Consider the following 12,212-nt stretch of genomic DNA (forward strand, 5'->3'; position numbering starts at 1 on the left):
CGACGGCTGAGCGGTGCACGAAGTCGGCCGCCAGAAAATTCTCGCGGAGCGGAATGACCGCCCGGTGAGTGGGCGTTGTGCAGGGAGAAGGCAGGATGGAGGGGCCTACCGCCCTGTTGGCCAGTGATGAAGGAGACGAGACACATGCTGCGACCGGACGACCTCTACGAGATCGTCGACGAGTCGGTGGCGACCGGCCCGGCGGCGACGCCCAAGGTGCTGGTGCACTCGCTCGACGGGTTCATGGACGCCGGTCAGGCGGGGCGGGTGACCGCCGACCACCTGCTCGACGTACTGGACCACCGGCTGCTCGCGCGCTTCGACGTGGATCTGCTGCACGACTACCGGGCTCGCCGGCCCGAGGTGACGTTCTCCGAGGACCGCTTCATCGACTACACGCCGCCGCAGCTCAACCTGCACCTGCTCACCGACGACGCGGGCGTCGAGTTCCTGCTGCTGGAAGGCGTGGAGCCCGACAACCACTGGAACCGGTTCGCCGGTGCCGTGCGGCAGCTGATCGAGAAGTACAACGTGACGCTGACGGTCGGCGTGCACGGCATCCCGATGGGCGTGCCGCACACCCGCCCGCTGGGCCTGACCGCGCACGCGACGCGTCCCGAGCTGGTCACCCGGTCGAACATCTGGGACGGCGAGATGCGGCTGCCCGCGAGCGCCGGCACGATGCTGCAGGTCCGCCTCGGTGAGGCCGGCAAGGACGCGATGGGCTTCGCGGTCCACGTCCCGCACTACCTGGCCGAGAACCGTTTCCCCGGTGCCGCGCTGGCGCTGGTGCACGCGATCTCCGCGGCCACGGGCCTGTTGCTGCCGAGCAAGGCGCTGCTGGACGAGGCCGCCATCACCGGCCGACTCGTGGACGAGCAGGTCGAGCAGTCCGACGACGCGGCCGCCGTCGTGAACGCGCTCGAGACCCAGTACGACGCGGCCGCCGGTTCGATCAGCCGCGGCAGCCTACTGGCCGGGTCGACGCCGTCGGCCGACGAGCTGGGCGCCGAGGTCGAGCAGTTCCTGGCCGAGCTGAACCGCGACGACGACACCAACTGACGCGAACGACAAAGGCCCCGGAGCGACACGCTCCGGGGCCTTCGTCATGGTTCAGACCGACAGTGTGGCCCGATCCGCGGTGGATCGGGTGAGCACCCGGTCGACGCTGTAGCGTCCCGCCCCGATGGCCGCGAGCGTCAGCGAGAACAGTCCGAGGATCACGACCAGCTCCCAGCCACCTTCGGCCACGAACACGCCGTTCGACATGTGCACGAACAGGAACGCACCGGCCATGTCGAGCGCCAGCAGGACGCCGGCCAGCGAAGTGAGCACGCCGAGGATCAGCGCCGCGCCGCCGAGCAGCTCGGCCCCGGCCGCGTAGTACGCCGACAGCGTGGGCGCGGGCACGCCCATCTGCTCGAAGCCCGCCGCGGTCGCGGCCAGCCCGTTGGTGCGGAACTTCTGCCAGCCGTGCGCGACGAACACGACGCCGAGCCCGACGCGGGCCAGCAGGAGGACGAGGTCACGGGCGGCGGCACGGGCGGCGCCGGAGGGGAGGCGGCTCACGGGGATCTCCTTCGGTCGGACCAACTGTTTGGTTGCGCGTTCAACCAGAGCCTACGGGCCGCGACCGAAAGCTCACCGAAAACGACCGGGTGAGTGGAACCACACCAGCCGGTACGCCGGAGGGCCGGTGCGAACTGTCAGGATGAGGCATGCCCGAGTCCCTGGAGGATCTGGTCGACCTGCTCGACCTGGAGAAGATCGACGACGACCTGTTCCGCGGCCGCCAGCCGCAGACCTCGGCCCAGCGCGTGTTCGGCGGGCAGGTGCTCGGCCAGGCGCTGGTCGCGGCCGGCCGCACGGTGGAGCCGGAGCGCATCGTGCACTCCCTGCACGGCTACTTCCTGCGGCCCGGTGACACCGCCGTACCGATCGTGTACCGGCCCGAGCCGACCCGTGACGGCAAGACGTTCAGCAGCCGCCGGGTGGTCGCGTCGCAGCACGGCAAGCCGATCTTCTACATGTCCGCGTCGTTCCAGCGGCCCGAGCCGGGTCTGGACCACAGCGACCCGATGCCGGACGACGTGGTCCCGCCCGAGGAGGCACCGACGCTGGCCTCGGTGCTGGAGGCGGCAACCGGTCGCTCGGCCGAGGACTGGAACAAGGAGTGGTCCGCGCTCGACATGCGGCTGGCCGGGGTGAGCGGCCGGCAGTTCTGGATCCGGGCCGCCGGCAAGCTTCCCGACGAGCCCGCGCTGCACGCCTGCGTACTGGCCTATGCCAGCGACCTGACGTTGCTCGGGGCAAGCTTGCTGCCGCACGGCCTGGTGATCGGCGACCGGCGGATCCAGCCGGCCTCGATCGACCACGCGCTGTGGTTCCACCGGCCGTTCCGGGCCGACGAGTGGCTGCTGTACGACCAGTCCTCTCCGTCGGCGTCCGGTGCCCGCGGGTTCGCGACCGGTCGCCTGTTCACCCAGGACGGCCGGCTGGCCGCGTCGGTCGCGCAGGAAGGGCTGATCCGTCCGGTCGGGCTGGACCTCGACGAGCAATAACGATTGACGGGCCTGCTAACTTGGTGGACATGCAGCAGCACGCCGTACAGACGACGACGCCGGATCCTGTCCCGGCGCGCTGACTCACGCAGTCTTCCGAAAGCCCCGGGGCGAGTGCCCCGGGGCTTTTGCGTTGTCACCGGCCACTCGCCCGACGAATCGAGCGAGGAACGAAACCATGTACGACCACCGCAAGTACGGCCGCGAGCTCGGCCTGTTCGACTCCGACCCGCTGATCGGCGCGGGTCTTCCCTATCTGCCGCCCGCGGGCGCGGCGATCCGGCACGCGCTGGAGAGCTACGTCGCCGAGCTGGAACGGCGCGCGGGCTACCAGCACGTCTACTCACCGGTGCTCGGCAAACGCGAGCTCTACGAGATCTCCGGCCACTGGTCGCACTACAGCGACGACATGTATCCGCCGATGAGAGTGGGGGAGGAGGAGGTCGTGCTGCGACCGAGCCTGTGTCCCCATCACGCCCTGATCTACCGGTCGCGCGCCCACAGCTATCGCGAGCTCCCGATCCGGTACGCCGAACTCGGCGGCATGTACCGCGCCGAGCTGTCCGGCGTACTCGGCGGCCTGAGCCGGGTCCGTGCGATCCAGCTGAACGACGGCCACATCTTCTGCACCCTCGACCAAGTGGCCGACGAAGCCGGGGGCGCGCTCGACCTGATCCTGCGCGCGTACGGCGATCTCGGCCTGAGCCCGTCCCGCTTCCTGCTGTCGCTGCCTGCGGCCGACGCCCGGATCGGCGAGCCCGGCAGCAAGTACGTCGGCGACCAGGAGAGCTGGGACCGCTCGGCCGACCTGCTCGGCTCGGTCCTGCGTGACGCCGGGGTCGAGTACGAGGAGGCGCCCGGCGAAGCGGCGTTCTACGGGCCGAAGATCGACATCCAGCTCGAGGACGCGGCCGGGCGGGAGTACACCCTGTCCACCATCCAGGTCGACTTCCACCAGCCGGCCCGGTTCGAACTCGAATACATCGGTGCCGATGGCAACAAAGCTGGTGGGAACAGGCTCCGGCCGGTGATGGTGCACCGGGCGATCATCGGCAGCCTCGAGCGGGTGATCGCACACCTGATCGAGCAGCACGGTGGTGCGTTCCCGGCCTGGCTGGCGCCGGTGCAGGTCGTCGTGCTGCCGCTGTCGGACGCCGAGGAGGCCTACGCGGCGGAGATCGCGCGCCGCGCCACCGACCGCGGACTCCGGGCGGAGATCGCGCACGCCGACGAGGGCACCCTCGGCGCCCGGATCCGGGAGAACCGGCCGGCGCCGTACCAGGTGGTCGTCGGGCCCCGGGAAGTTGCCGCCGGCCACCTGGCGTTGCGGTACCGCGACGGCCATCAGGACGACCCGGCCGAGGCGGCTGCGGTGCTGGACGGGCTGATGGTTGCCTGCCGCCCCGCTACCTTGCAGGAGAATCCGCGGTGAATTTCTTACCGAAGGGTTGATTGTCACTGAGGGCTGCGGGATCGTGACTGTCAGTCGTGCCAGCAGAAGGGGTCCAGCCCCTCCAGTGCAAAGGCGGTCCGCCCCCATGAAACGCCTCCTCTCAGTCCTCGGCAGCGCGGTGCTCGGCACCGCGTTGCTGGTCAACCCGACCGTGGCCCACGCGGCTCTCTCGTACGTCGCCCTCGGCGACTCCTACGCCTCCGGTGTCGGCACCCGCAGCTACATCGCCGACAGCGGCGCGTGCCAGCGCTCCACCAAGTCCTACCCGTACCTCGACGCGGCCCGGATCGGCGCGACGCTGACCTCGGTCGCGTGCTCCGGCGCCCGGGTCGCCGATGTCACCGCCAACCAGCTCGGCCCGCTCACCGCGGCCGTCAACTTCGTCACGCTGCAGGTCGGGGGCAACGACGCCGGCTTCTCGTCGGTGATCACCGAGTGCGCGAAGCCGGCCTGGCTGGCCAACTGCGACGGTGCGATCAACACCGCCCAGGCGACCATCAACAACACGATCCCGGGCCGGCTGAACACCCTGTACGCGACGGTGCGCAGCCGCGCGGTGAACGCGAAGGTGATCATCGTGGGCTACCCGCGGCTGTTCAACGGCACCGACTGCAACGCCGGGACGTTCTTCAGCGCCGCCGAGATGACCCGGCTGAACCAGACCGCGGACCTGCTCAACGCCAAGATCGGCGCGGCCGCGAGCGCGGCCGGCTACACGTTCGTGAACCCGACCCAGGCGTTCATCGGGCACGCGGTCTGCGGCAGTCCGGAGTGGATCAACGGGCTGTCCAACCCGATCAGCGAGTCGTACCACCCGAACGTCACAGGCCAGGCCGCTTACGCCAATCTGGTCCAGCCACACCTGAGCTGACACTCGGCGGGCTGCGCGGCGCCTCTGTTCGTGGTGTGATGCAGAGGTGCCGCACCGGCCTGTCCGCCGGCTTCCCGCCGCTCCGGACCAGTTCCGGCTTCGGCCGCCCGGTGAGCGAGGCCGGCCCCGGAGGGGTGGCCGGTGTCGTCGCCGGATGGCCGGCGGACCGGATCCGAAGCGTCGAATCCCCTTCCGGCGGACGCCGGTCGACCGGGACTCGTGCTTGTCTTTTATATGCCTCAAACGGTATATATGGGCTCATGAGCGAATCAATGAGCAGCGAGAACGGCCGGACCGTACTTAGGATGCGGCGCCGGCTCGCCCACCCGCCGGACAAGGTCTGGCGGGCCCTGACCGACCCGGCCGAGCTGGCGCACTGGTATCCGGCGCTGGTCGAGGTGGATCTGCGCCTGGACGGCCGGATCGCGTTCACGTTCACCGACGGCGAGGACGACTTCGTCGAAGACCCGGACAACACCGGCGTGGTCCGCGCCTACGACCCGCCGCGGCTGCTGGAGTTCACCTGGGGGAGCGAGATCCAGCGCTGGGAAGTCACCCCGACCGACGAGGGGTGCGAGCTCAGCCTCACCTCGACGTACGACGACCGCGCGAGCTCGGCCAGCCTGACCAGCGGCTGGATCCTTTGCCTGGACGCGCTGGACAAGGCGCTGGGTGGCGACTCCGTACCGCGGGAGCACTACTCGGTCCTGCACGAACACTTCGTCAAGATCTACGGGCTGGACCAGCCGGAGGTCCGCTCGGACGGCAGCCTGCGCTTCGAACGCCAGCTGACCGCGCCCAAGGACGACGTCTGGGCCCGGCTGGCCGGCGGCGGGAAGGTCGTCGCCGGCCAACTGCCGCCCGACGGTTTCGTTGCCAAGGGCATCGAGCCCGGCGCGGTCACCGAGGCGGAGGAGCCGGTGCGGCTGGTGTACCCGGCAGGTGAAGGAGTGGTCACTTGGACCCTGCGCGACGGCAACGGCGGAGCGCGCCTGGTGCTCACCCAGACCGCCGCTGGCCCCGACAATCAGGCTGCCTGGCACGACCTGATCGAGTCCCTCGCCTCGGCGTCGGTCACCCGGACCTGACCGGTTCCGGCAGCCGTCTCAGGCGGACGACCGGCGACAGGAACACGGCCGGCACCACGAGCGCCGAGGCGGTTGCCGCGACGATCAGCGCGCCCCGGGCGCCGAGAGCCGCCGACAGCAGACCGGCACTGAGGCCTCCGAGCGCACCACCGCCGAACAGCAGCGTCCGGAACACCGCGGTCATCCGCCCCATGAGTTCTGGCGGAGTGACGGTCTGCCGCAAGCTCACGATCACGACTCCGGCCACGCCGAGTCCGAGGTAGGTGACGAAGAACGACGCGATGACCGTTGCCAGCAGCACCGGCTCGGGTCCGGCCGCCAGCGGGATCAGGGCCGGTCCGAGCAGCAGCATCGACTGCGCGATCAGGTAGACGCGCCCGACCGGGAAGCGGGCCACCACCCGTCGCGAGATCGCCGATCCGATCAGGCCACCGACCGACGCGGCGGCGAACACCACGCCGAGGGTCTGTGCGCCGAGCCGCAGGTCACGGCTGCCGTAGAGCAGGAACATCGTCCACACCGTGACCATGGAGAAGTTGCAGCACAAGCCGATCAGCGCCAGCGCGCGCAGCAACGGCCGGCCGAACACCCAGTTCAGACCGTCGAGCAGTTCCCGTCCGGCGTGCCGCCGGCTGTCCTTGGGTGGACGCGGTTCCGGTGCGCGGATGAACAGCAGTGTCACCACCGAGACGGCGTACGAGCAGGCGTCGACCACCAGCGCGATCGGCGCGGTGAGCCAGCCGACCAGTACGCCGGCCAGACCAGGCCCGGCGACATCGGTCGCGCTGGAGGTCATGGCGAGCTTGGCGCTTGCCTCGACGTACTGGCGCGGGTCGCGGACGAGGACCGGGACGTAGGCCATCCAGCTGACGTCGAACAGGACCGACGCGACGCCGATGGCGGTTGCCACCAACAACAATCCGGGCAGCGTGAGCAGATCGGCCCAGTGCAGCAGCGGAATCGCGCCGAGCAGGAGGAGCCGGGCGACGTTGGCACCGAGCATCACCCGGCGCCGGCGCGCCCGGTCCACCCAGACCCCGAAGATCAGCGCGAGCCCGAGGTAGGGCAGCAGTTGCAGGAAGCGCAGCAGACCGACTTCCCGGTCCGACGCGCCGAACACCTGCAAGGCGGTCAACGGCAGCGCCAGCGTGGTGACCTGGCTGCCGAGCAGCGAGAGCGTCTCGCCGAACCAGAACCGGCGGAAGTCGCGGTTGGTCCGCAGCGGGGCAGCGGCGTACGAGGTGGTCATCGCGACGCCAGTTCGGCGATCGCGGCGACCACCTGCTCGACCTCGTCCTCGGTGTTGTAGTAGTGCGGCGACAACCGCAGGCACCAGTCGACGTCCTTGTCGCCGAAGTCGTACTGGGCGAACTCGCGGAAGCTGAGCGCTGAGTTGATCCGGCGGCTGTCGAGCGCGGCCTTGAACTCCTGCGGCTGCCGGCCCTCGATCGCGACGGTGACCAAGGCGCCGAGCTGCCGCCCCCGATCCAGCGCCCGTACGCCGGGCAGCGCGTCGAGCCGGTCGCGAAGATCGGCGGCGAGCGCCGGCGTCCGGTGCGCGATCACGTCGAGACCGACCTGCCGGGCGTACCGAACGGCCTCGGCGCTGCCGATCACCGCGGCGTACGGGAACTCCCAGTCCTCGAAGCGGCGGGCGGTCGGGCTCGGCGTGTAGGTCTCGGGGGCCGACCAACTCGCGCCGTGCATGTCGATGAACAGCGGCTCGTGCCCGGCCTCGAGCACGCGATCGGACACGTACAGGAAGCCCGTGCCGCGCGGCCCGCGGAGGAACTTGCGGCAGGTGCCGGTGAGGAAGTCGCACCCGATCCGGTCGACGTTCAGCGGGTACTGCCCGACCGACTGACACGCGTCGACCAGATACAGCAGATCCAGCTCGCGGCAGTGCCGGCCGATCTCCTCGACCGGCTGAACCAGCCCCGAGTTGGTCGGGATGTGCGTCGCGGCCACGAGTCGCGGTCTGCGTGAGCGCATCAGGGCCGCCATCGCCTCGACGTCGACGCCGCCCTCGGGCAGGTCGGGCGCGTGCACGAGCTCGACACCGAACCGGCGCCGCAGCGACAGGAACGCGATCTGGTTGGAGATGAAGTCGTTGCGGGTGGTCAGGATGACGTCGCCGCGCTCGAACGGGATCGCCGACAGGGCCGTCGCGTACGCGTGGGTGGCGCTGCCGGCGAAGGCGATGTTGCCCGGGGCACAGTTCAGCAGGCCGGAAAGCTCGGTGTAGAAAGCCTCGACTTGCTCGGCACGTGCGGCAGCCGCCTCGTACCCACCGATCCGCGCCTCCAGCTCCAGATGAGCCAGTACGGCGTTCAGCACGGGTGAGGCGAGCAATCCGCAGCCGGCGTTGTTGAAGTGGACCACCTCGCCCGTTCCGGGAGTTTCGGCGCGGAAGGCGAGTAGTGATTCCCGGGTCAGCTCAGTAGCGCTAGCATCAGCTCTCATGAACAACAGTAGCACTACTGGCGGACTCGACCACGGTTTGCGGGCGCTGGTCCGGGACCTGGCACCGGGCCAGAAGCTCCCGAGCAACCGCGAGCTGGTCGACCGGTACCGGGTGGGCCCGGGAACCGTGGTCAAGGTGATCGCCCAGCTGGCCGCGGAAGGAGTGGTCGAGACCCGTCCGGGCAGCGGAACGTTCGTCGCCCTGCCGTCGCGCGGCGCCCCGGTGCTGCCGGACTTCGGATGGCAGACCGTCGCCCTCGCCGACCGGTCCGTGGATCCCGGCCGACCGCTCGGCACCTCGTGGCCGGCCGGAACGATCCGCCTCGACGGCGGCTATCTGCACGAGTCGCTGCAACCGGTCCGGGCCTTGGGCAACGCGCTCGCCCGCGCCGCCCGGCGACCGGGTGCTTGGGATCGCGCTCCGGTGAACGGCCTGCAGTCGCTGCGAGCGGTCTTCGCGACGTGGTGCGGTCCGACCGTGACACCGGACGACGTACTGGTCACCGGTGGCGGTCAGAGCGCGCTGTCCGTCGCGTTTCGCGCGATCGCCGCTCCGGGAAGTCCTGTCCTCGTCGAGTCGCCGACCTATCCGGGTGCGTTGGCGGCGGCGCGGGCCGCTGGGCTCAGTCCCGTGCCCGTGCCGATCGACGCCGACGGCCTGCGACCGGAGCTGCTGGCCGAGGCCTTCGCCCGGTCGGGTGCGAGGCTGCTGTACTGCCAGCCGACGTACCAGAACCCCACCGGCGCGGTGCTGTCGATCGAGCGGCGGCGTCAGGTGGTGGAAGTCGCGCGAGCCGCCGGGGCGTTCGTGCTGGAGGACGACTTCGCCACGTTCCTGGGCCACGGCGGTCCGGCCGCGCCTCCCAAACCGCTGCTCGCCGACGATCGCGACGGCACGGTCGTCCTGATCACCTCACTGACGAAACCGGCGGCCCCAAGTCTGCGGGTTGGAGCCCTGGTCGCCCGCGGTCCTGTGCTGGAGCGGCTGCGGTCCGTACGGCAGGTGGACGACTTCTTCGTCCCGCGACCGCTCCAGGAGGCCGCACTCGAACTGGTCGCCGCGCCGTCGTGGGAACGCCACCTGAAGACGCTCGGTGCCGCGTTGCACGAACGCCGTCACGGGCTGATGACGGCGCTGGAGGAGCATCGACCGGACTGGGCCGTGGATCACGTGCCGACCGGTGGACTCCACCTGTGGGTCCGGGTCGGGTCCGACGACGTGGCGCTGACCGCGGCCGCGCGCGACCTGGGGGTCGGGGTGAGCCAAGGCAGTCGCTACTTCGCCACCGAGCGGCCGGGGTCCTGGTTGCGGTTCAACTTCGCCGCCGCGTCCGATCCGGTGGAGCTCGCCGAGGCGGCGCGGCGGCTCGCCGGGCTGTGAACTTCACCGGATCGGACGATCAGGCCGTCGCGCCGACGTACTGGCGCAGGTGTTCGGCGGTGAGCGAGGCGCTGGACTCGACAAGGTCGGCCGGGGTGCCTTCGAAGACGATCCGGCCGCCGTCGTGGCCGGCGCCCGGGCCGAGGTCGATCAGCCAGTCGGCGTGCGCCATCACGGCTTGGTGGTGCTCGATCACGATCACCGTGTTGCCGTCGTCGACCAACCCGTCCAGCATCGTCAGCAGCTGGTCGACGTCGGCCAGGTGCAGGCCGGTGGTCGGCTCGTCGAGGATGTAGATCGATCCGCGCTTGCTCATGTTGATCGCCAGCTTCATCCGCTGGCGTTCGCCCCCGGACAGGGTGGTGAGTGGTTGCCCAAGGCTCAGATATCCCAGGCCGACCGAGTTGAGCCGGTCCAGGATCGTCCGCGACGGCCCGCGCGGGAAGAACTCCCGTGCCTCGGTGACCGTCATCCGCAGGACCTCGCTGATGTTCTTGCCGCGCAACTGGTAGGCCAGCACCTCCGGGGTGAACCGGGCGCCGTTGCACTGTTCGCACACCGACGACACCTCGGCCATCATGCCGAGGTCGGTGTAGACCAGCCCGATGCCCTTGCAGGTCGGGCAGGCGCCGACGGAGTTCGCGCTGAACAGCCCCGGTTTCACCTTGTTGGCCTTGGCGAACTCGGCCCGGATCGGATCCAGCAGCCCCGTGTACGTCGCGGGGTTGCTGCGCCGCGACCCGCGGATCGGGTCCTGCCCGGCGACGATCACGCCATCGCGGCCGGCCAGTGAGCCGTGGATCAGCGAGCTCTTGCCCGAGCCCGCGACGCCGGTGACGACCGTGAGGACACCGAGCGGAGCCTCCACACTGACGTCCTGCAGGTTGTGCAGATTCGCCTCTTCGATCCGCAGGCTGCCGGTCGGGGTGCGGACGTGGTCGCGTAGTGCGACCTTGTGGTCCAAATATCTGCCAGTCAGCGTGCCGGACTTCAGCAGACCCTTCACGTCGCCGGCGTAGCACAGCCGCCCACCGGCCAGACCCGCGCCGGGCCCGAGGTCGACGACGTGGTCGGCGATCCGGATCGTTTCCGGTTTGTGCTCGACGACCAGCACGGTGTTGCCCTTGTTCTTCAGTTGCAGCAGCAGTTCGTTCATGCGCTGAATGTCGTGCGGGTGCAGGCCGACGGTCGGCTCGTCGAAGACGTAGGTGACGTCGGTCAGCGCGGACCCGAGGTGCCGGACCAGCTTCACCCGCTGCGCCTCACCGCCGGACAGCGTGCCCGACTCGCGGTCCAGGCTGAGGTATCCCAGCCCGATGTCGACCATCGACTCGAGCGTCTCGCGCAGCCCTTCCAGCATCGGCCCGACCGACGGGTCGTCGATCCCGCGGACGAACTCGGCCAGGTCGCTGATCTGCATCGCCGAGCACTGCGCGATGCCGACCCCGTCGATCCGCACCGCCAACGCCGCGGCGTTGAGCCGCGCGCCGTCGCACTCCGGGCACCGCCCGAGCTTCAGCGCGCGATCCGCGAACGCCCGCGCCGCGCTCTGCATCGCGTCGCGGTCCTTGCCCAGGTACTGCTTCTTCACCTTGACCACGAGTCCCTCGAAGGTGAGGTTGCTCGTGCCGACCTTGACCTTGGTCGTCGGCGAGTACAGGAACTTGTCCCACAGCTCGGCGGGGTAGTCGCGCAGCGGCAGATCGGGGTCGAACATCCCGGACTGCGCGAACAGCTGCCAGTACCAGGTGCCGACGCCGAACCCGGGCGCCTTGATCGCGTCCTGGTTCAGCGACTTGTCGCGGTCGACCAGCTCGTCGAGGTCGACCTCGGTCGCCTTGCCGAGGCCCTCGCAGACCGGGCACATGCCCTCGGCCCGGTTGAAGCTGAACGCCGACGGCGGCCCGGCGTACGGTGTACCGATCCGGCTGAACAGGATCCGCAGCATCGTGTGCGCGTCGGTCGCGGTGCCGACCGTCGAGCGGGCGTTGGCGCCGATGCGTTCCTGGTCGACGATGATCGCGGCGCTCAGGTTGCGCAGCGAGTCGACGTCGGGCCGCGACAGGCTGGGCATGAAGTTCTGCACGAAAGCGGTGTAGGTCTCGTTGATCAGCCGCTGGGACTCCGCGGCGATCGTGCCGAAGACCAGTGAGGACTTGCCGGAGCCGGAGACCCCGGTGAAGACGGTCAGGCGGCGTTTGGGGATGTCCAGCGAGACTCCGCTGAGGTTGTTCTCGCGGGCTCCGCGGACCTGGATCACGTCGTGGCTGTCGGCGGTGTCGTCGGTCGAACGCGTAAAAGGCATGCCTTCAATCGTCTCATTGAAGCGTCCATAAAAGCTTTGATGCCGCCAGCCCGCCCGACGCCACCGCAGAACCTTCAACCGTCGGTGAAG

General features: G+C 69.8%; 10 protein-coding genes. 6 read left to right on the forward strand and 4 right to left on the reverse strand.

The window, feature by feature from the left end; genetic code table 11:
* The first annotated feature begins 144 nt into the window (after positions 1–144).
* Positions 145–1,062 carry a proteasome assembly chaperone family protein gene (locus BWI15_RS20635; protein WP_077016136.1) on the forward strand — a complete coding sequence of 306 codons (918 nt, stop codon included), beginning with the start codon at positions 145–147 and terminating at the stop codon, positions 1,060–1,062.
* Between the two features lie 51 nt (positions 1,063–1,113).
* Here BWI15_RS20635 and BWI15_RS20640 read toward each other — a convergent pair whose 3' ends face one another.
* A complete protein-coding gene (locus BWI15_RS20640; protein ID WP_077016137.1) occupies positions 1,114–1,569 on the reverse strand; it encodes a DoxX family protein in 456 nt (151 codons plus the stop codon).
* Positions 1,570–1,718: 149 nt separating this feature from the next.
* Between BWI15_RS20640 and BWI15_RS20645 the strand changes: the two genes are divergently transcribed.
* From BWI15_RS20645 to BWI15_RS20660, 4 genes are all read left to right on the forward strand, one after another.
* The gene (locus BWI15_RS20645) at positions 1,719–2,561 is read left to right on the forward strand and encodes an acyl-CoA thioesterase (protein ID WP_077016138.1); all 843 of its coding nucleotides are present in this window, start codon (positions 1,719–1,721) and stop codon (positions 2,559–2,561) included.
* Between the two features lie 133 nt (positions 2,562–2,694).
* Positions 2,695–3,993, forward strand: a complete 1,299-nt coding sequence (gene thrS, locus BWI15_RS20650) for a threonine--tRNA ligase (RefSeq protein ID WP_269087185.1) — start codon at positions 2,695–2,697, stop codon at positions 3,991–3,993.
* 106 nt (positions 3,994–4,099) lie between these two features.
* Positions 4,100–4,885, forward strand: a complete 786-nt coding sequence (locus tag BWI15_RS20655; RefSeq protein ID WP_077016140.1) for an SGNH/GDSL hydrolase family protein — start codon at positions 4,100–4,102, stop codon at positions 4,883–4,885.
* A gap of 260 nt (positions 4,886–5,145) precedes the next feature.
* Positions 5,146–5,973, forward strand: coding sequence for an SRPBCC family protein (locus BWI15_RS20660; RefSeq protein WP_077016141.1), 828 nt, complete (start codon positions 5,146–5,148; stop codon positions 5,971–5,973).
* Here the strand turns inward: BWI15_RS20660 and BWI15_RS20665 are convergent.
* Together BWI15_RS20665 and BWI15_RS20670 are read right to left on the reverse strand one after the other, a co-directional pair.
* The gene (locus BWI15_RS20665; protein WP_077016142.1) at positions 5,960–7,222 is read right to left on the reverse strand and encodes an MFS transporter; all 1,263 of its coding nucleotides are present in this window, start codon (positions 7,220–7,222) and stop codon (positions 5,960–5,962) included. The genes BWI15_RS20660 and BWI15_RS20665 overlap by 14 nt on opposite strands.
* On the reverse strand, positions 7,219–8,436 hold the full coding sequence (locus BWI15_RS20670) for an aminotransferase class V-fold PLP-dependent enzyme (protein ID WP_077016143.1): 1,218 nt from the start codon (positions 8,434–8,436) through the stop codon (positions 7,219–7,221). The genes BWI15_RS20665 and BWI15_RS20670 overlap by 4 nt, the downstream gene beginning before the upstream one ends.
* Between BWI15_RS20670 and BWI15_RS20675 the strand changes: the two genes are divergently transcribed.
* Positions 8,435–9,817: an aminotransferase-like domain-containing protein gene (locus tag BWI15_RS20675; RefSeq protein WP_077016144.1), complete on the forward strand. Its 1,383-nt coding sequence runs from the start codon at positions 8,435–8,437 to the stop codon at positions 9,815–9,817. The genes BWI15_RS20670 and BWI15_RS20675 overlap by 2 nt on opposite strands.
* A gap of 19 nt (positions 9,818–9,836) precedes the next feature.
* Here the strand turns inward: BWI15_RS20675 and BWI15_RS20680 are convergent, their stop codons facing one another.
* Positions 9,837–12,122: an ATP-binding cassette domain-containing protein gene (locus BWI15_RS20680; RefSeq protein WP_077016145.1), complete on the reverse strand. Its 2,286-nt coding sequence runs from the start codon at positions 12,120–12,122 to the stop codon at positions 9,837–9,839.
* Positions 12,123–12,212 lie beyond the last annotated feature (90 nt).

It is taken from the genome of Kribbella sp. ALI-6-A (assembly GCF_001984195.1).
Lineage (GTDB): Bacteria > Actinomycetota > Actinomycetes > Propionibacteriales > Kribbellaceae > Kribbella.